Raw genomic sequence first — 19,149 nt, forward strand, 5'->3', positions numbered from 1 at the left:
GAGGCTGTGGGCGGTCAGCGCGTGATGTAGCCGATCGGGTCGCCCGCCGCGATCTGGGTGCCCTCCGCTGTCGCGTGGTCCAGGGTTCCTGCGGCCTCGGCGACGAGCTGGGACTCCATCTTCATCGCCTCGACGACGGCGACGGGCTGGCCGTCGGCCACGGTCTCGCCGTCGGCCACCAGCCAGCGGACCAGGGTGCCGGGCATCGCGGGGAGCAGGGGCACGCGGCCGTCGTCCGCCCCGGTGCCCGACGTCGGAGGTGCGCCACCGGCCGTCATGCCACTCGCGCCGGGCCCAACCCCTGGGCCGGCGAACCCAAGTCCGCCCGGCGTGCGCACCTTGTGCCGCTTCCCGTCGATCTCGACCCACGTCTCCACGACCCCCGGCTCGACGACGGGCGCGGCGAGCGCCTGCGGGTCCAGCGCGGCGAGGAGCTCGGTCTCTATCCACTGGGTGTGGACGGCGAATCCGGACCCGTCCGGCGAACCGCGGTCCGACCCGGTGAACGCCGGGTCGGCCAGGACCGCGCGGTGGAACGGCAGCACGGTCGGCACACCCTCGACCACGGTCTCGGCGGCGGCCCGCCGAGCCCGGGCGAGCGCGGCGTCCCGGGTGGGCCCCCACACGACGATCTTGGCGAACAGCGAGTCGAACTCACCGGGGATCACCGAACCGGACTCCACGCCGGCGTCCACCCGGACGCCCGGGCCGGAGGGGGGCACGAACCGCTCGATGCGCCCGGGGCCGGGCAGGAAGCCGCGCGCCGGGTCCTCGGCGTTGAGCCGCAGCTCGATGGCGTGGCCGCGCGGCTCCGGGTCCTCGGTCACGGACAACGGCAGGCCGCTCGCGACGCGGAGCTGTTCGACCACGAGGTCGAGTCCAGTGGTCTCCTCCGTGACGGGGTGCTCGACCTGGAGGCGGGTGTTGACCTCCAGGAACGACAGGGTGCCGTCAACGCCGAGCAGGAACTCGACGGTTCCCGCGCCGCGGTATCCGGCGGCGGCGCACAGGTCGCGCGCGGACTCGTGGATCCGCTTGCGCACAGCGAGGTCGAGGAACGGCGCGGGCGCCTCCTCGACCAGCTTCTGGTTGCGCCGCTGCAGGGAGCAGTCCCGGGTGCCCGCGACGACCACGTGCCCGTGGTCATCAGCGATGACCTGCGCCTCCACGTGCCGGGGCCGCTCCAGGAACCGTTCGACGAAGCACTCGCCGCGCCCGAAGGCGGCCTCCGCCTCGCGGCGCGCGGCCTCGAACAGCTCGGGCACCTCCTCCAGGGTCCAGGCCACGCGCATGCCGCGCCCGCCCCCGCCGTGCGCCGCCTTGATGGCGAGCGGCAGACCGTGCTCCTCGGCGAAGGCGAGCGCCGCGGCGGCGTCGGGCACCGGGCCGTCCGAGCCGGGCACCAGGGGCGCGCCGACGGTCCGGGCCAGGTCGCGGGCGGCGATCTTGTCGCCGAGCAGCTCGATCGTCGCCGACGTCGGACCCACCCACACGAGCCCGGCCTCCTCGACGGCGCGCGCGGTGGACGCCCGCTCGGACAGGAAGCCGTAGCCCGGGTGGACGGCGTCCGCACCCGACCGGCGGGCGACGCCGAGCAGCTTCTCTATCGACAGGTAGGTCTCGGCGGCGGTGCGGCCGTCCAGGGCCCAGGCCTCGTCGGCGAGGCGGACGTGCGGCGCGTCGGCGTCGCCGTCCGCGTACACGGCGACGGAACGGATTCCCAGGTCAGCGCATGCACGGACGATACGGACCGCTATCTCGCCCCGGTTCGCGACGAGCACGGTGCGGATCATGGGGTGCCTCCTGGGTGGTTCTGGCCTGGGTGGTTCTGGATGGTGAAGCGGACGCGTGCGCCTGCGGGGAGCTGTCCGGCGAGCGGCACGTGGCCGGCGACGACCGCCCCGACCACCGGGTATCCGCCGGTCAGCGGGTGGTCGGCGAGGAAGAGGACCGGCTGACCGTCCGGCGGAACTTGGATCGCGCCGGTGACGCAACCCTCGCTCGGTAGCTCGGCGCTCGCGCGTTCGGGGATGCGGACGAGGGGATCGCCCTCCAGGCGCAGCCCGATCCGGTTGGATCGCGGGGTGACCAGCCAGTCCTGGCCGGTCAGCCGCGCGATGGTCGCGGCGTCGAACCAGTCGTCGCGCGGCCCCAGGACTATGGACAGCACCGTCACCTCGCCGGGTGCGGGCAGGCTGTCCTGCCTGTCGGACGACGGCGCCCCGGCCGGGTGCACCGTGTCGCCGGTGGCTGGTGCTCCGCTCGCTCCGGTCCCGTGCGGTCCTGCCGCGTGCGGTTCGACCGCGGGGACTCCGCGCTCCGGGCCGCCGACCGGCAGCAAGTCGCCGGAGCCAAGCGGTTCGGGCCCCAGCCCGGCCAGCACGTCGGTCGCGCGGCTGCCCAGCACGGGCGGTACGTCGATCCCGCCGCGTACCGCCACGTAGGCGCGCACGCCCCGGGCGGGTGGTGCGAGGCGCAGCTCGTCGCCGTCGTCCAGCGCGAAGGGCTCGCCCGGCAGCGGACGTCGGTCGGGGCGCACCGGCGTGGCGGCACCTGGTTCGGCGGGACCTGGCTCGGCGGGACTCGGCTCGGCGCCGTCCGATCCGTCGCCGCCCGGTCGCGCCGTGCCCGGCCGCACGACGATGTCGCCCACCGCCCCGGTCACCGCAAGTACCTGCGGGCCGTGAGCGCGCAGTCGCAGACCGCCGACAGACTCGACGACGGCTGCATCGGATGGGTTGCCCACAGCGCGGTTGGCCGCCCGCAGGCTCGGCCGGTCGAGTGCGCCGGACGCCGAGACGCCCGCCCCCTCGGACCCCGGCCGCCCGCGATCCTGGACCAGCGCCTGCACGCCGGGGCTGACCACCTCGAGCGCACCGCCCGCCGCGACGACGTCGGCCCGAGGTTGACCACAGCAGCTACTGCCAGGCAGCCCGGGATCCTGGCAGGAACCGCTGTGGTCGACTTCCGGGCCGGAGATGACCGGGCCCGACTGGGCCGCTGCCAGCGCGCGGACCGCCGTGAAGCGGACCTCGTCGCCCGGGAGGAGGAGGGCCGGGCGCTCGCGGGTCACGTCCCAGACGGGGGCGTCGGTGCGGCCCAGGAGCTGCCAGCCGCCGGGGCTCTCCCGCGGGTAGACGCCGCTGTACGGCCCGGCGAGCGCGACCGACCCGGCCGGGACCCGGGTGCGCGGGCTCGCCCGTCGCGGGACCACCAGCTCGGGGTCGTCGCTGGTCAGGTAGGCGAACCCGGGCGCGAACCCGACGAAGCCCACCGTCCAGGCCGCCGCGGTGTGCCGGCGGACCAGCTCCTCCGGGCTCCAGCCCAGCAGGTCGGCCGCCTCGGCGAGGTCGGCGCCGTCGTACAGCACGGGGATCTCAACGGCGCGCGCGGCGGAGGCGACGCGGCGGTCCAGCGGTCGCGCCCGCAGCTCCGCGGCCAGGGCCGACGCGGACACGGCCGACGGCCGGAACGGCACCAGCAGCGTCCGGGCGCCCGGCACGGGCACGCCGACGCCCCGCACGGGATCGCTCAGGAGGGACTCGTACAGTGCGACCGCCTGGTCCAGGTCGTCGAGCTCGACCAGGAGAGCGTCGTCGCGGGCGGTCAGTACCCGCATCACGCTGCGGAGCCGCTGCCCGCCGGGGCGAAGGCCGTGAGCTCTATGCCCTCGGCGTCGAACACCTCGCGGATCCGGCGCGCCATGGCGACGGCGCCGGGGGAGTCGCCGTGCACGCACACCGAGTCGGCGCGCACGGCGACGTCGGACCCGTCCACCGCCGTCACGACGCCCTCGGTGACGAGTCGCAGCATGCGGCGGGCGACGTCGTCGGCGTCGTGCAGCACCGCACCGGGCTCCCGGCGGGAGACCAGGCGGCCCTCGGGCGTGTACGCGCGGTCCGCGAACGCCTCGGTGGCGGTCGCGAGCCCCGCGTCGGCCGCCGCGGCGAGAGCCATGCTGCCCGGCAGGCCGAGCAGGACGAGCCGCCGGTCGACGTCGGCGATCGCCGCTGCGACAGCCCGGGCGACCCGCATGTCCACCGCCGCCATGTTGTACAGCGCGCCGTGCGGCTTCACGTAGGTGACGACGCCGCCCTCGGCGTCGGCCAGGCCGCGGAGCGCGCCGATCTGGTAGGCGACGTCGGCCTCGAGCTCGTCGTCCGGCACGTCCATGTTGCGGCGCCCGAAGCCGGCCAGGTCGGGGAACCCGACGTGTGCGCCGAGAGACACCCCCTGCGCCACGGCGGACCGCACGGTGCGGCGGATGGACACCGGGTCCCCGGCGTGGAAGCCGCAGGCGACGTTGGCGCTGGAGACGATGGCGAGCATCTGCTCGTCGTCGCCGAGGGTCCAGCGGCCGAAGCCCTCCCCGAGGTCGCTGTTCAGGTCGACGGCGCTCATGGTGCGGGTGTCCTTTCGGTGGTGCGAGGTGCCGAGCCGGAGGCTCAGGCGGACAGCAGGTCGAAGATCGGGCCCACCGCGTTGACCGCCATGTACCAGGTGACCACGGCGGCCAGGGTGCCGACCACCAGGAGCCACCGCGGGTAGCGGACGCTGCCCAGCAGCGAGCCGCGGAACCAGCCGATGTACATGAACAGGGTCAGGCCGATGGGCAGGATGAGGCCGTTCACACCCCCGACGAAGACGAGCAGGGTGGCGGGCGCGGTGCCGAGGGTCAGGAAGACCGCCAGCGAGACGACGATGAAGCCCACCGTCCACAGGTCCGCGGTGCGGCCGGTGATCTTCGCGGAGAACACGGGCAGGAACGAGACCGACGTGTAGGCGGCGCCGATGACGCTGGTGATCGCGGCTATCCAGAACACCGCGCCGAAGATGCGCAGGCCCGTCTCGCCCGCGGCGGCGGAGAACGCGTCGGCGCCGGGGTTGCCGGCCACGTCGAGCACGACGCCGGAGGCGACGACGCCGAGGACCGCCAGGAACAGCACGTACCGCATGACGCCCGTGACGATGATGCCGCTGACGGCGGCCTTGTTGACCTCGCGGATGTGCTCGGGGCCCGCGGTGCCGGAGTCGAGGAGCTTGTGGGCGCCGGCGTAGGTGATGTACCCGCCGACGGTGCCGCCCACGATGGTGGTGATGGTGGCGAAGTTGATGGTGTCGGGCAGCACGGTCTGCTTCAGTGCCTCGCCGACGGGCGGGTCGGACAGGATCGCGACGATCACGGTGAGCACGATCATCACCACGCCGGCCACGATGACCACCCGGTCCACGACGGCCCCGGCGCGCTTGGCGAGGAAGATCGCGATGGCGATGACCGCGCTGATCACGCCGCCCACCCGGGGGTCGAGGCCGAACAGGGCGTTCAGGCCCAGGCCCGCGCCCGCGGTGTTGCCGATGTTGAAGACGAGCCCGCCGAGCACGATGAGCACGGCCAGCACGTAGCCGCTGCCCGGCAGGGCGTCGTTGGCCAGCACGCTCGCGCGCTTGCCGGTCAGCGTGATCATGCGCCAGACGTTCATCTGGACGGCGAGGTCCAGGAGGATCGAGACGAGGATGCCGAACGCGAAGGCGGCGCCCAGCTGCTGGGTGAACGTGGCGGTCTGCGTGATGAAGCCGGGGCCGATGGCGGAGGTCGCCATGAGGAAGAGGGCGCCCAGCAGGGAGCGGCTGCGTGCTGAGGCGAACCGCCTGACCCTGGCGGCCGGAGGGCTCGTCGGCGTCTCTGCCGGCGAAGTGGCGGGCTCGTGGCTCGTGTCGGACATGGCGTCCTCCTGGTCGATGTGTTGAGCCGGATTGTTCAACAGTCAGGATGTTCCTCGTCGGATGTTTCCGCCGCATTGCGGAACATTGTCGATCATGACACGGCTCCAGTGCTCGGGAACAGCCCGGGACACCAGATATTTACGTGGCCGACCCTGTCGGATTGTTCAACGAACCTCTACGGTCGTGACGACCACCTCCGAGGGGAGAAGTGATTCAACATGTCCAGACCACGTACCGCCCTCAGGGTGCGAGCGGGCGCCGTCGCCCTCGCACTCTGTGCCACCACCGCACTGGCGGCTCCGGTCGCCGCCCAGGCCGCACCCGCGCCAGGGCCGGGCTCCGGGGCGGGCTGCCTCGACCCGAGCCTGCCGCTCTCGGTCGAGGAGAGCCGCCTGGCGGCGTACCTGCCCGACGCCGCCGACCCGACCGTTCCCGCAGAGAAGACCTATGCCCGCACCGTCATCGAGGGCGGCGGGTTCGGCGGATACACGGCAGCCTTCACGGCGGCCCTGTGCCGCACCCGCACGCTGGACGCCGCGACGGCCCTGGCCGAGCGCAAGGGTGAGGCCCTGTGGGACGCCGCAGTCCGCCGGGCCCAGAGCGACGGCCACGTACGCGGCGACCTGCCCGCGAGCGACGACCGGCCGCTGTACTGGACCCGCATCGAGGCCATGTCGGTGCTGCGCCAGTGGGCGCCGCGCGGCGGCCTCACCGACGCCGAGCGGGCCGAGCTGATCGATACCTTCGACAAGGCGGCGCGCGGCATGTTCGACATCGACCTGCCGCCCGGCGACGACGTCCTGCGCGTGATCGTCAGCGGGTTCGACGTCTTCACGCTCGACGGCGGTACCACCTCGTCGGCACCGGGTACCGTCGGCAACAACATCCGGTACGGCAACCCGTCGGGCGCCACCGCCCTGTCGCTGGACGGCACCACCTACCGCACCGACGACGGCATGCTCGCCCACGTCGAGGCCTACACGCTGCCGGTGAGCTTCCCGGAGTTCGAGCGGGGCTACCTCGAGGACACCGTCGGCCCGTTCATGGAGCCCGGGCCGCGCCAGGTCGACGCGTCGATCACGGTGAGCCAGGCCGGCGGGTCCCAGTTCAACCTGGAGCAGTGGAACGCCCGCTACCACGGCACCTTCGCGGGGAACGACAGGAGCCTGCCGTGCCCCGCCGTGGGCGGCGTGCCGCAGCTCGCGATCAACAACCCGGGCTGCAACATCCAGGTCGTCGACCGCTGGGGCGGCGGCGACGGGCTCACGGACCCGCCGCAGTGGACCACGGCGAGCCTGCCGATCGCGGAGATGATCGCCGCCGACACCGGAGCCGACGTCCCGCGCCCGCCGGGCGACACCTGGCCCGACCCGTCGGTGGCCTTCGGCGTCGTCTGGAACACCAGCTACACCCAGTTCCCCGACTGCACGTCGCCCGTACGCCAGACCTTCAACAGCCCGCCGTCCGTCACCTACCCGCCCGCGACGCCGCCGGTGCCGCCGGCCGACGGCTCCTGCTCGTACAGCGGGGGCGGCGGCAACTACCTCTCCAACGAGAGCGCCTACCGCAACACGCTGCTGCGTGACCGCGCCGGGCTCGACATCCCGGCCGGGCACATCCACACCCCGGGCATGCAGCACTTCGAGACGGACTTCGGCGTGAGCGACCCGACGTTCGACGCCTGGCGCACCTCGATAGCCGCCCAGTCCCGCAACCTGATCCACGCGGTGATCGACACGACCGACTGACCCAGATTCGCCGAAGTAGAGCGCTTGTCCGCCCCACAGTCGGACCAAACCGGCAGATAAGGCGGACAAGCGCTCTACTTCGGCGAATCCGTAGGATGAGTGAGTGACAACCGATCGGGCAGAGCGGAGTGCGGACGCCATCCGCGAGCTGATCGTCACGGGGCGGCTGACACCCGGGCAGCGGCTCTCGGAGCAGTCGGTCAGCGAGACGCTCGACGTCTCCCGCAACACCCTGCGCGAGGCCTTCCGGATCCTGGTCCACGAGGGCCTCCTGGTCCGCCGTCCCAACGCGGGCGTGGCCGTGGCCCGCCCCACCCTCGCCGACGTCGTCGACATCTACCGGGTGCGGCGGCTCATCGAGGTCCCGGCGCTCGCGGCGGGCGATCCCGCACATCCCGGCGCCCGCACCATGCGCGACGCCGTCGACGCGGCCCTCGCGGCCCGGCTCGGCGGCGACTGGCGGGACATCGCCGCGGCGAACATGCGGTTCCACTCGGGAACCGTCTCGCTCGCGAGCAGCCCGCGCCTCGACCGCGTGCATGCGAACCTCTCCGCCGAGCTCCGCCTGTCGTTCGGCCTGCTGGGCGAGAACGGCGCGTTCTTCGACGGTTTCGTCGACCGTAACGCGAGCCTCCTGCGCCGGTTCCTGTCGGGCGACGCCGACGGCGCGGCGGCCGACCTCAACCGGTATCTCACGGACTCGGAGCGCATGCTCCAGGACATCGTCGACGGCGCGGGGGTGCCCGGCGTGGCCGATACGGTGAGTCCGTGAGCACTCTCCCCGTCTTCGACACCCCCAGCACGGTCAACCCGGGGCTCGACGCCGCCTGGGTCGCCCGGACCGTGCGCATCGCCCTCGACGAGGACCTCGGCCCCGCTCCGGGCCGCGACGTGACCTCGCAGGCGACCATCCCGCTGTCGGCCACCGGGGTTGCCGAGCTGGTGGCGCGGGAGGACGGCGTGGTCGCGGGCCTCGTGGTGGTGCGGGAGGTCCTCGACCAGGTGGCGTCCCGCCTGGGCCTGGCCGGCCCGAGCGTCACGTTCCACGCGCAGGACGGCGACGCCGTCACCGCCGGCCAGGTCCTGGCGATGCTCGAAGGCCCCACACAGGTGCTGCTGGTCGCCGAGCGGACCCTGCTCAACCTGGCGAGCCGCGCCTCCGGCGTCGCGACGGCGACCCACGCCTTCGCCCGGGAGCTGGCGGGTACCGGCGCGCAGGTCCTCGACACCCGCAAGACGACGCCGGGCCTGCGCGCCCTGGAGAAGTACGCGGTGCGCGCCGGCGGCGGCACGAACAAGCGCATGGGCCTGTACGACGTCGCCATGGTCAAGGACAACCACGTGGTCGCCGCCGGGTCGGTCGCCGCCGCGGTCGCCGCCGTCCGCGAGAGGTTCCCGGACGTGCAGATCCAGGTAGAGGCCGACACCACGGCCCAGGCCCTGGAGGCCCTGGCCTCGGGCGCGGACTTCCTGCTGCTGGACAACATGGAGCCGGCGCTGCTCGCCGAGACGGTGGCCGCCGTCCGCGAGCGGGAGGGGCGCGACGGCGTCCCCGCGCACGTCGAGCTCGAGGCGACCGGCAACCTGACGCTCGAAAAGGCGCAAAAGGTCGCGGCCACGGGTGTGGACTTCCTCTCGGTGGGAGCCCTCACGCACAGCGCCCCCATCCTGGACCTGGCCCTGGACCTCAACCCCTGACTTCCTCTCGCTGAGTGCGGGATATTCGCCCCTCAGGTGTGGCAGACCGGGCGAAAATCCCGCACTCAGCGGGTGAGCGGCACCGATAGAATCGAATCCGTGACCGAGAACTCCGCTGCCGAGAACGCCGCGACCCCGCCGACCGACGACCTGCCCGAGCAGCTGCGGATCCGGCGTGAGAAGCGGGAGCGCCTCCTGGCACAGGGCACGGAGGCGTACCCCGTCAGCGTCCCGGTCACGCACACCGTCGCCGAGGTCCGCGCGACGTACGGCCACCTCGAGGCCGGCCAGGAGACCGACGACGTCGTGGGCATCGCCGGCCGGGTGGTCTTCGTCCGCATCGGCGGCAAGCTCTGCTTCGTCACGCTGCAGGACGGCGAGGGCAACCGCCTCCAGGGCATGCTGAGCCTCGCCGTGCTCGGCGAGGAGGCGCTCGCCGCCTTCAAGACCGACGTCGACCTGGGTGACCACCTCTTCCTGCGTGGCCGCGTCGGTGCGTCGCGCCGGGGCGAGCTGAGCGTCTTCGCCGACGAGTGGCAGATGGCGGCCAAGTCGCTGCGCCCGCTCCCGGTGCTGCACAAGGACCTGTCCGAGGAGGCGCGCGTCCGGCAGCGCTACGTGGACCTCATCGCGCGTCCCGCGGCGCGCGACATGGTGCGCCTGCGCGCCGGCGTGGTGCGGTCCCTGCGCGAGAACTTCCACCGCCGCAGCTTTCTCGAGGTCGAGACCCCGATGCTGCAGACCATTGCGTCCGGCGCGTCCGCACGGCCTTTCTCGACGCACATGAATGCGTACGACCTGGACCTCTTCCTGCGTATCGCGCCGGAGATCTTCCTCAAGAAGGCGGTCGTCGGCGGCGTCGAGAAGGTCTTCGAGATCAACCGGAACTTCCGGAACGAGGGCGCCGACTCGTCGCACTCGCCGGAGTTCGCGATGCTCGAGGCGTACGAGGCCTACGGCGATTACAACACCATCGGCGCACTCACCAAGGATCTGGTGCAGACGGCCGCACAGGACGTTCTCGGTACCACGCTCGTGACTCTTCCTGACGACTCCGAGTACGAGCTCGGCGGAGAATGGGCAAACCTGCGTATGTACGACTCGCTCTCCGAAAGCCTGGGCGAGGAGATCACTGCCGACACGTCGGTGGAGGAGCTCGAGAAGATCGCGGGCCGTCTTGATGTCGAGGTCGGCAACAAGAAGATCCTGAATCACGGAAAGCTCGTCGAGACGCTCTGGGAGCACCGGGTGGGCGACCACCTGTCCGCACCGACGTTCGTGCGCGACTTTCCCGTGGAGACGTCGCCGCTCACCCGGGACCACCGCACGGAAAAGGGACAGGTCGAGAAGTGGGACCTGTACATCCGTGGCTTCGAGCTGGCTACCGGCTATTCAGAGCTGGTCGACCCCGTGATCCAGCGGCAGCGCTTCGAGGCGCAGGCCAGGATGGCCGCGGCGGGCGACGCCGAGGCGATGCTGCTCGACGAGGACTTCCTGACCGCGATGGAATTCGCGATGCCCCCTTCGGGCGGAATGGGCATGGGCATCGACCGTCTGCTCATGGCGCTGACCGGTCAGGGCATCCGCGAGACCATCCTTTTCCCGCTGGTGAAGCCGCAGGCCTGAGGAATTCGAACCACCCGATGAGTTTGTGAGGATCTTGTGATGGATACGACGCTTGCGGTGCTCGCCGGGCTCACGCCCTCGGTGGGCGTCGGCCTGTTGTTCTGGTTTGCCATGCGCAAGATCCTTCGCGCGGACCGTCACGAGCGAGAGGCCCTCGAGCGAATGGATCGCGAGGGCATGGTGGCGGCAGCAGAAAGCACGGAGAATTCCCCTTCGCGCTGATCCGCGCGGCCGAGGTTATCCCTGGTCGCCTTCCGGATCAAAATCCACGCAGTTCAACTGCGCTGGGTGAAGTTTTGGTGATCGGTGTCACACGACCATTATTGACATGTCAATATTGAGTGCGGCATGCTCACGAACTAACCCCGGAAATTGTGGCTCGAAGGGAAGTACCCGCATGGTTCAGAAGGTTCAGCTTGTTCTCGAAGATGACATCGATGGCGGTGCCGCCGACGAGACCGTGAACTTCGGCCTCGACGGCGTCTCCTACGAGATCGACCTCAATGCCGAGCACGCGGCCCAGCTGCGTGACGCACTCGCTTCGTGGGTCGGCCACGCACGCAAGGTGAAGTCGCCGGTCGCGCGCAGTGCCGCCACCACGCGCCGGTCGCGTTCGGGCAGCGACACGGCGGCGGTCCGCGAATGGGCCAAGGTCAATGGCTACACCGTCAGCGACCGTGGCCGTATCGCGGCAGAGGTCCAGGAGGCATACGCGAAGGCCAACGGCTGACGCGTCGCCCGCACGACGGCATATTGCGCCCCGGCGCCCCATCACGGGGCGGCCGGGGCGTCGTGCATCTCCGGCCGGAGCACGGGCGAAACGTCATTAGGCTGGCCGCATGAGCACCCCTACCGCTGCTGCCCTGTGGATCGGCACCTACCCGAAGGCTGACACCGAGCCGGGGACCGGCGAGGGCATCTGGCGCGTCGGCATCGGCCCGGACGGAAAGTTCGCCGGTGGCGAGCTCGTCGCGCAGGTCCCCTCGCCGTCGTTCCTCGCGCTCCACCCGTCGGGGCGCACGCTCCTGGCGGTGGGCGAGGCGGGGCCCGGCAGGCTCACGTCCTTCCACGTGTCCGACGCAGGCACGCTCACCCTCGCGGCCACTGCCACCTCGGGCGGCTCGGGCCCGTGCCACGTGGTGGCCACCGACTCCGCCGCCTGGGTGGCCAACTACGGTGACGGCGTCGCCGCCGCCGTGCCGCTCGCCGACGACGGCGCGCTCGGCGAGCCGCGCACGTTCCCGCACGAGGGGACCGGCCCGGTCGCGGACCGGCAGGAGGGCTCGCACGCCCACTTCGTGCACGTGTGGGGGGACCGCGTCCTCGTGTCCGACCTCGGCACCGACGAGCTGCGCACCTACCCGCTCGACGGCTCGGGAGCGGACGGCGAACCGTCGGGGACCGTCGCCGCCGTCCTGCCGCCGGGCACGGGCCCGCGCCACCTCGTGGAGCTCGCCGACGGCACCATCCTCGTCGCGGGCGAGCTGGACTGCAGGCTGCACGTCCTGGTCCCCGCCGGCCCCGGTCGCCTCGAGCACGTCGGCTCGGTGGCCATCACCGCACGCACCACTCCCGACGGCGCCGCGGGCTACCCCTCGCACATCACCGTCGCCGGCGACCTGGTGCACGTGGGCGTGCGCGGCCCGGACGTCCTCTCGGTGCTCCGGATCCACGACGCGGCCGCGACGACGGAGGGCTTCGACGACGCCGTGCCGGGCGCCGTCGGGCACCTGGTCGTCGAGAACGTCGCCGACGTCGACCTCGGTGCGGGCGCCTGGCCGCGCCACCACGCGGTCCTGGCCGACGGCGGCATCGTGGTGGTGGCCGCACAGCTCACCGACGAGCTGATCGCCGTCCGGCTCGACCGCGCGTCGGGCAAGGGTGAGATCACGGACCGACTGGAGCTGCCCGTGCCTGCGTGCGTCCTGGAGGCATGATGCGGGACAGCCTGCCTCCCGGCCTCGGCGAGACCGGCGCGAACCGCCCGCTGCGGGTCGCGATGGTCTCCGTGCACACGTCGCCGCTGGAGCAGCCCGGGACGGGCGACGCGGGCGGCATGAACGTGTACGTGCTGGAGCTGTCCCGGGCGCTCGCCCGGCGCGGGGCGCAGGTGGAGATCTACACGCGCGCGACGACGTCCGCCCAGCCCAAGGTGACCGACGCCGAGCCGGGGATCCGCGTCATCCACGTCTCGGCCGGGCCGTACGAGGGGCTGGACAAGAACGACCTGCCCGGCCAGCTGTGCGCGTTCGCGGCGGGCGTGCTGCGCGCCGAGGCGCACCGGCCGGAGGGCTGGTACGACGTGCTGCACACGCACTACTGGCTCTCGGGGCAGGTCGGCTGGCTCGCGGCGGAGCGCTGGGACGTCCCGCTGGTGCACACCATGCACACCATGGCGCGCGTGAAGAACGCCTCCCTCGCACCGGGGGACGCCCCCGAACCGCACGGCCGGATCATCGGGGAGGAGCAGGTGGTCGCGGAGTCCGACGTCCTCGTCGCGAACACCGAGCAGGAGGCGGCCGACCTGGTGCGCGACTACCGCGCCGACCCCGGCCGGGTGCGCGTGGTGCAGCCCGGCGTGGACCTCGACGTGTTCTCGCCGCCGCCCGACGTCGACGGGAGAGACCCGGCGGAGCGGGACCGCCGTCGGGCCGCGCAACGGGCCGGGCTACGGGAGCGCCTCGCGCTGCCGGTGGACCGGAAGATCGTGCTGTTCGCGGGGCGCGTGCAGCTGCTCAAGGGCCCCGACGTGCTGGTCCGGGCGCTGGGGGAGCGGGTATGGGAGGAGGGGGACGGTCAGCCGCCCCTGCTCGTGGTGCTGGGTGGTGCGTCGGGCCGGCCCACGGCCGTCCGCGAGCTCGAGGCGCTCGCCTACCAGGAGGGGGTGGCCGCCCACGTGCTCGTGCGGCCCCCGGTGCCGCAGCAGGTGCTCGCCGACTACTTCCGGGCCGCCGACCTCGTGGCCGTGCCGTCGCACAGCGAGTCGTTCGGCCTCGTCGCGGCGGAGGCGCAGGCGACGGGCACCCCGGTCGTCGCGGCAGCGGTGGGCGGGCTGCGCACAGTGGTCGAGGACGGCGTCTCGGGGGTCCTCGTACCCGACCACGAGCCCGAGAGCTGGGCGCTGGTCCTCAAGAGCCTCCTGGACGACGACGCGCTCCGCGCCGGTCTGGCCGTAGGTGCTCGCGCCTCCTCGACCAGGTTCGGCTGGGACCGCGCCGCCGACGAGATCCTGGACGTCTACGAGCAGGCGCGCAAGCACCACTCGACGAGACCACAACCCGTGCCGAGATAGAACGCTGGCGAGGAGGTCTCGACAGGCTCGACCACCGCTGGTCGAGCCTGTCGAGACCTCCTCGCCAGCGTTCTACCTCGCTGTGCTGAGGGTCAGCGGCCCTGGTTCGCCACGGCGGCGATCGCGTCCTTCGCGGCCTCCGGGTCCAGGTAGGTGCCGCCCGGCTTCACCGGGGCGAGGGTCTCCTCGTCCAGCTCGTACACCAGCGGGATGCCCGTCGGGATGTTCAGCCCGGCGATCGCCTCGTCCGAGACGCCGTCGAGGTGCTTCACCAGCGCCCGCAGCGAGTTGCCGTGCGCGGCGACCAGCACCGTCTTGCCGGCCTTCAGGTCGGGCACGATCTCGCTCTCCCAGTACGGCAGGGCGCGCTCGAGCACGAGGTTGAGGGCCTCCGTGCGGATGACGGGGGCGTCGGCGTAGCGCGGGTCGGCGTCCTGGCTGAACTCGGAGCCCAGCTCGATCTCCGGCGGCGGCACGTCGTAGGAGCGGCGCCACAGCATGAACTGCTCCTCGCCGAACTCGGCGAGCGTCTGCTTCTTGTCCTTGCCCTGCAGCGCGCCGTAGTGGCGCTCGTTGAGGCGCCAGCTGCGCTTGACCGGGATCCAGTGCCGGTCGGCGACGTCGAGCGCCAGGTTCGCCGTCATGATCGCGCGGCGCAGCAGGGAGGTGTGCAGGATGTCCGGGTTCACGCCGGCCTCCTTGAGGAGCGCGCCACCGCGCTTGGCCTCCTCCACGCCCTTCTCGGAGAGGGCGACGTCCACCCAGCCGGTGAACAGGTTCTTGGCGTTCCACTCGCTCTCGCCGTGGCGGAGCAGCACGAGGGTGTAGGTCATGGTTCCCATCCTGCCATCGGCGCGGAGACAGTTGTTGCCGCCTCCAAACCTTGGAAGCGGCAACAACGTGTACGACGGCGGAGCGGGCGCGAGCCCTAGGACTCCGGGAAGTCGCCGGTGACGAGGAACGTCACTCGGCGGGCGACCGACACGCCGTGGTCGCCGAACCGCTCGTAGTACCGGCCGACCAGGGTCACGTCGACGGACTCCTGGACGGTGCCAGGCCACTCGGGCGCCAGGAGCAGGTTGAACGTCTCCTGGTGCAGCGCGTCGATGATGTCGTCGTCCCGCTCGAGCGCCTCGGCCACCGTCAGGTCACGGGTCGCGAGCAGCTTGGTGGTGCGCTGGGCCACGCGGACGGCGGCCTCGTGCATCTTCACGAAGGTGTCCCGCGCCTCCGGCACGATCGCCTGCGCCGGGTAGCGCCCGCGCGCCACCTGGGCCACGTGCCGGGCGAGGTCGCCCATCCGCTCCAGGGAGGCGCTCATCCGCAGCGCGCTCACCACGACCCGCAGGTCGGTGGCCACCGGCGCCTGCTGCGCGAGCAGGTGGATGCACCGCTCGTCGAGGGAGTCCTCGATGGCGTCGATGGTCTTGTCGGAGGCAATCACCTCCTGTGCCAGCTGGAGGTCGGCCTCCAGCAGCGCCGTACCGGCACGGGTGATGGCGGACTCGACGAGCCTGCTCATCTCGGTCAGGTCGTCTCCGACCTGCTGGAGCTCAGCTTCGAAGATCTGTCGCATCGGTTTCCTCTCGCACTCGGGGCGCACGGGCAGTTACGCGTCCGCTTGTCGCGCCGCCGAGGAGGGCGGGCAGGGCCGACGCGCGGCCGGGCCGCCCGTCCGGACAAGTCCCGAACGGCGCACGGCACAGCTACCGCCCGCACCCGCCAAGGTTCGGCGCCGCGATGTACCGGGAGGTTAACGCTCTTCCTCCCTGACATGAACAGTAGGCGACACGATCGTCCGAGCGCCCACCGACGTCGTCCTGCGGTTGAAACGTCGACCTACCCTGGAGGCGTGGACGGAATCATCTCCGGGGTACCGGTGCTGGCCGCCGGGATCTTCGGCGTGATCGTCGGCGTGGTTGCCACAGTGGCATTCCGCGTCTCCGAGCGGCAGCAGCACGCCCTTGCTCAGGCCGAACCCGACGAGCTCGACGCGGGTCTCGTCCGTGTGCTCTCCGTGCTGCGCTCCGCCGCCGTCGTGCTCGACGGCGAGGACGAGGTCATCCGCGCTTCGCCGCCCGCCTACGCGCTGGGCGTGGTGCGCAACGACGCCCTCGTGCACGCGGCGATCACCGATCTCGTGGCCCTGGTGCGGCGCGACGGCGTGATCCGCGAGCAGGAGCTGGAGCTGCCCCGCGGCCCGGTGGGCCAGGGCACGGTGCTCCTGCAGGTGCGCGTGGCCCCGCTGGGCCTCGAACGGGTGCTGGTGCTCGCCGAGGACCGCACGGAGGCGCGCCGCGTCGAGGCGATCCGCCGCGACTTCGTCGTCAACGTGTCCCACGAGCTCAAGACGCCGGTGGGCGCGCTGGCGCTGCTGGCCGAGACCGTGGCGGACGCCGCGGACGACCCGGTCGCCGTCCGCCGGTTCACCGAACGGATGCAGCGCGAGGCGGTCCGGCTGTCCGCCCTGGTGCAGGAGATCATCGAGCTGTCGCGCCTGCAGGGCGCCGGCGCGATGCCGAAGCTGACGCCCGTCCCGATCCGCGAGGTGGTGGAGGAGGCGGTCGACCGCGCCCGCACCACCGCGCACTCCAAGAACATCGCCATCACCATGGGCGGCGACCTGGACACCGAGGTCTACGGCGACCACAACCTCCTGGTCACCGCGGTCCGCAACCTGGTCGACAACGCCGTCGCCTACTCCGGGCCTGCCAGCCGCGTGGGCGTGGGGGTCAACGAGCGGGCCGGCCTGGTCGAGATCGCCGTGGTGGACCAGGGCGTCGGCATCGCCGAGGACGCGCAGGACCGGGTCTTCGAGCGCTTCTACCGCGTGGATCCAGCGCGCTCGCGCGACACCGGTGGCACCGGGCTCGGACTGAGTATCGTCAAGCACGTCGCCGCCGACCACGGGGGCGACGTCACGATGTGGTCGGAGCCCGGTCGAGGCTCCACCTTCACCCTGCGCATCCCGTCCGCGGACCGGCCCGACGCCGGGAACCGCGGCGCCGCGCGCGATGATGCGGAACAGCAGGACGAGCAGAGCCCGCAGGGTCAGCACAAGGCCACGGACGACGTGGCCGCCAAGAACGAGGAGGTAGGCGCGTGACGCGCATCCTGGTGGTCGAGGACGAGGAGTCGTACCGGGATCCGCTGACGTACCAGCTGACCCGTGAGGGCTTCGAGGTTATCGAAGCCGCCGACGGCAACTCGGCGCTCGCCGCGTACGACGCGGAGGGGGCGGACCTGGTGCTGCTCGACCTGATGCTGCCCGGGCTGTCCGGTACCGAGGTGTGCCGGGAGCTGCGGGCGCGCGGTGACGTGCCCGTGATCATGCTGACGGCCAAGGACTCGGAGATCGACAAGGTGGTCGGCCTGGAGCTCGGCGCCGACGACTACGTGACCAAGCCCTACTCCTACCGCGAGCTCCTGGCCCGGGTGCGGGCCGTGCTCCGCCGCCGGCAGCCCAACGACTCGGCGGACCACGACGAGGACGGCGTCCTCGAGGTCGGTCCGGTCCGGATGGACGTGGAGCGGCACACCGTCACCGTGTCCGGGGAGCTGGTGGCCCTGCCGCTCAAGGAGTTCGACCTGCTCGAGCTCCTGATGCGGAACGCGGGCCGGGTGCTGACCCGTGGCCAGCTCATCGACCGGGTCTGGGGCGCCGACTATGTGGGCGACACCAAGACGCTCGACGTCCACGTGAAGCGCATCCGGTCGAAGATCGAGCCCGACCCGGGTACGCCCAAGCACCTCCTCACGGTGCGTGGCCTGGGCTACAAGCTGGCCGACGACGAGGCGTGAGCGGCACGGGCGTGCGGCCGTCGGTGTCGCACGTCACCGGGTGACCAGGAGTCTGGTCACCTTCCGTTCACCTGAGGTTTGCTCGCGAGACCGCGTCCGTGAGTAGTTTCGCGGTCCGTGAGCACCTCCCTTTACACCCGTCTCGTCGCTGCCGCCACCGCAGGCGCACTTCTCGTGCCGCTGGCGGGCTGTGCGGCCGTCGGGCTGCCGGGTCTCGGGGCGGAGAGCGAGCCGAGCGCCGAGCCAGGGCCCGTGGTCGTCGGGAAGTTCCACGGGGTGGGCGCTTCGTCCCAGGAGTCGGCGATGAAGGCGTGGATCGCCGGTTTCCAGGAGCAGCACCCCGATGCGGCGATCAGCTACGACCCGGCCGGCTCGGGGGACGGCAGGGAGGCCTTCCTCACGGGTGACACGGCGTTCGGTGCCTCCGACGTCGCGCTCAGCGACGAGGAGATGGCGGCCTCAGGCCCGGCCTGCGACGGCGGGAACGCCATCGACCTGCCGGTCTACATCAGCCCCATCGCCGTGGCCTTCAACCTCGACGGTATCGACGGGCTGAACCTGTCGTCCGACGTGATCGGACGGATCTTCACGGGCCAGATCACGCGCTGGGACGACCCCGCGATCGCGGAGGCCAACCCCGAGGCAGAGCTGCCCGAGCTCGGCATCACCCCGGTGCACCGGTCCGACGACTCGGGCACCACGGAGAACTTCACCGACTACCTCCACGAGACCGCGCCGGAGGCCTGGCCGCACGAGCCGGACGGCCTGTGGCCGCTGACCGGAGGGTTCGCGGCGGAGGGCACGAGCGGCGTCACCGAGACCGTGCGGTCCACGCCGGGCAGCGTCACCTACGCGGACGCCTCGGCGACCACCGACCTCGGGCGCGTCGCCATCAAGGTGGGCAAGGAGTACGTGTCCTACAGCGCGGACGCCGCCGCTGCCGTGGTCGACGTCTCGCCGCGGATCGAGAACCGCTACGAGCACGACCTCGCCTTCGTGCTCGACCGGAAGATCGACAAGCCCTTCGCCTACCCGATGGTGCTCGTCTCGTACCTCGTCGTCTGCTCGCGGTACGAGGACCGGGCCAAGGGGGCCTTCGTCAAGGAGTTCGTCGAGTACGTGGCGTCCTCCGAGGGGCAGGAGCGGGCCGCGGCTGCCGCGGGCAGCGCGGTCATCTCCAGCGACCTCCAGGTGTGGATCACCGAGGCGGCGGACGCCATCTATCTGACCCAGCAGCGGACCGACGGGTGAAGAATGCCA

17 protein-coding genes are annotated in these 19,149 nt (G+C 72.0%); 11 read left to right on the forward strand and 6 right to left on the reverse strand.

All coding sequences use genetic code 11. The features are described 5' to 3' along the window. Positions 1-14: 14 nt before the first annotated feature. From ACFO6V_RS23595 to ACFO6V_RS23610, 4 genes are read right to left on the reverse strand one after another with little or no spacing between them, the layout of a single operon-like run. Positions 15-1,793 carry an acetyl/propionyl/methylcrotonyl-CoA carboxylase subunit alpha gene (locus tag ACFO6V_RS23595; RefSeq protein WP_377140244.1) on the reverse strand — a complete coding sequence of 593 codons (1,779 nt, stop codon included), beginning with the start codon at positions 1,791-1,793 and terminating at the stop codon, positions 15-17. Then, complete coding sequence (locus ACFO6V_RS23600) at positions 1,790-3,619, reverse strand: 5-oxoprolinase subunit B/C family protein (RefSeq protein WP_377141150.1); 1,830 nt, start codon at positions 3,617-3,619, stop codon at positions 1,790-1,792. The genes ACFO6V_RS23595 and ACFO6V_RS23600 overlap by 4 nt, the downstream gene beginning before the upstream one ends. Next, positions 3,619-4,401 (reverse strand): LamB/YcsF family protein, encoded by a 783-nt coding sequence (locus tag ACFO6V_RS23605; protein WP_377140247.1) that lies wholly within the window; start codon positions 4,399-4,401, stop codon positions 3,619-3,621. Before ACFO6V_RS23605 ends, ACFO6V_RS23600 begins: the two co-directional genes overlap by 1 nt. A gap of 44 nt (positions 4,402-4,445) precedes the next feature. Continuing rightward, positions 4,446-5,723: an NRAMP family divalent metal transporter gene (locus ACFO6V_RS23610; RefSeq protein WP_377140249.1), complete on the reverse strand. Its 1,278-nt coding sequence runs from the start codon at positions 5,721-5,723 to the stop codon at positions 4,446-4,448. 219 nt (positions 5,724-5,942) lie between these two features. Here ACFO6V_RS23610 and ACFO6V_RS23615 point away from each other — a divergent pair, with 219 nt between their 5' ends. The 8 genes from ACFO6V_RS23615 (at position 5,943) to mshA (ending at position 14,088) form a co-directional block, all read left to right on the forward strand. After that, on the forward strand, positions 5,943-7,472 hold the full coding sequence (locus ACFO6V_RS23615; RefSeq protein ID WP_377140251.1) for a hypothetical protein: 1,530 nt from the start codon (positions 5,943-5,945) through the stop codon (positions 7,470-7,472). A 103-nt stretch (positions 7,473-7,575) separates the two neighbouring features. Further along, positions 7,576-8,244 (forward strand): GntR family transcriptional regulator, encoded by a 669-nt coding sequence (locus ACFO6V_RS23620; protein ID WP_377140254.1) that lies wholly within the window; start codon positions 7,576-7,578, stop codon positions 8,242-8,244. Then, the gene (nadC, locus tag ACFO6V_RS23625; RefSeq protein WP_377140257.1) at positions 8,241-9,170 is read left to right on the forward strand and encodes a carboxylating nicotinate-nucleotide diphosphorylase; all 930 of its coding nucleotides are present in this window, start codon (positions 8,241-8,243) and stop codon (positions 9,168-9,170) included. The genes ACFO6V_RS23620 and nadC overlap by 4 nt, the downstream gene beginning before the upstream one ends. Before the next feature lie 99 nt (positions 9,171-9,269). After that, positions 9,270-10,796 (forward strand): lysine--tRNA ligase, encoded by a 1,527-nt coding sequence (gene lysS / locus ACFO6V_RS23630; RefSeq protein WP_377140260.1) that lies wholly within the window; start codon positions 9,270-9,272, stop codon positions 10,794-10,796. A 39-nt stretch (positions 10,797-10,835) separates the two neighbouring features. After that, positions 10,836-11,018, forward strand: a complete 183-nt coding sequence (locus tag ACFO6V_RS23635) for a hypothetical protein (RefSeq protein ID WP_377140262.1) — start codon at positions 10,836-10,838, stop codon at positions 11,016-11,018. A 175-nt stretch (positions 11,019-11,193) separates the two neighbouring features. Then, the gene (locus ACFO6V_RS23640; RefSeq protein ID WP_377140265.1) at positions 11,194-11,526 is read left to right on the forward strand and encodes a histone-like nucleoid-structuring protein Lsr2; all 333 of its coding nucleotides are present in this window, start codon (positions 11,194-11,196) and stop codon (positions 11,524-11,526) included. A 109-nt stretch (positions 11,527-11,635) separates the two neighbouring features. Further along, a complete protein-coding gene (locus ACFO6V_RS23645) occupies positions 11,636-12,733 on the forward strand; it encodes a lactonase family protein (RefSeq protein WP_377140267.1) in 1,098 nt (365 codons plus the stop codon). Continuing rightward, complete coding sequence (gene mshA / locus ACFO6V_RS23650) at positions 12,733-14,088, forward strand: D-inositol-3-phosphate glycosyltransferase (RefSeq protein ID WP_377140270.1); 1,356 nt, start codon at positions 12,733-12,735, stop codon at positions 14,086-14,088. Before ACFO6V_RS23645 ends, mshA begins: the two co-directional genes overlap by 1 nt. A gap of 92 nt (positions 14,089-14,180) precedes the next feature. Here the strand turns inward: mshA and ACFO6V_RS23655 are convergent, their stop codons facing one another. Together ACFO6V_RS23655 and phoU are read right to left on the reverse strand one after the other, a co-directional pair. Further along, the gene (locus tag ACFO6V_RS23655; protein WP_377140273.1) at positions 14,181-14,921 is read right to left on the reverse strand and encodes a phosphoglyceromutase; all 741 of its coding nucleotides are present in this window, start codon (positions 14,919-14,921) and stop codon (positions 14,181-14,183) included. Between the two features lie 95 nt (positions 14,922-15,016). After that, positions 15,017-15,664 carry a phosphate signaling complex protein PhoU gene (gene phoU, locus ACFO6V_RS23660; protein WP_377140275.1) on the reverse strand — a complete coding sequence of 216 codons (648 nt, stop codon included), beginning with the start codon at positions 15,662-15,664 and terminating at the stop codon, positions 15,017-15,019. Between the two features lie 276 nt (positions 15,665-15,940). Here phoU and ACFO6V_RS23665 point away from each other — a divergent pair, with 276 nt between their 5' ends. From ACFO6V_RS23665 to pstS, 3 genes are all read left to right on the forward strand, one after another. Next, the gene (locus ACFO6V_RS23665; protein ID WP_377140278.1) at positions 15,941-17,194 is read left to right on the forward strand and encodes a sensor histidine kinase; all 1,254 of its coding nucleotides are present in this window, start codon (positions 15,941-15,943) and stop codon (positions 17,192-17,194) included. Continuing rightward, positions 17,191-17,889 carry a response regulator transcription factor gene (locus ACFO6V_RS23670; RefSeq protein WP_165827323.1) on the forward strand — a complete coding sequence of 233 codons (699 nt, stop codon included), beginning with the start codon at positions 17,191-17,193 and terminating at the stop codon, positions 17,887-17,889. The genes ACFO6V_RS23665 and ACFO6V_RS23670 overlap by 4 nt, the downstream gene beginning before the upstream one ends. 117 nt (positions 17,890-18,006) lie before the next feature. Further along, a complete protein-coding gene (gene pstS / locus ACFO6V_RS23675; RefSeq protein WP_377140281.1) occupies positions 18,007-19,140 on the forward strand; it encodes a phosphate ABC transporter substrate-binding protein PstS in 1,134 nt (377 codons plus the stop codon). The last annotated feature ends 9 nt before the right edge of the window (positions 19,141-19,149 follow it).

It is taken from the genome of Promicromonospora alba (genome assembly GCF_042654905.1).
Taxonomy (GTDB): Bacteria; Actinomycetota; Actinomycetes; order Actinomycetales; family Cellulomonadaceae; genus Promicromonospora; species Promicromonospora alba.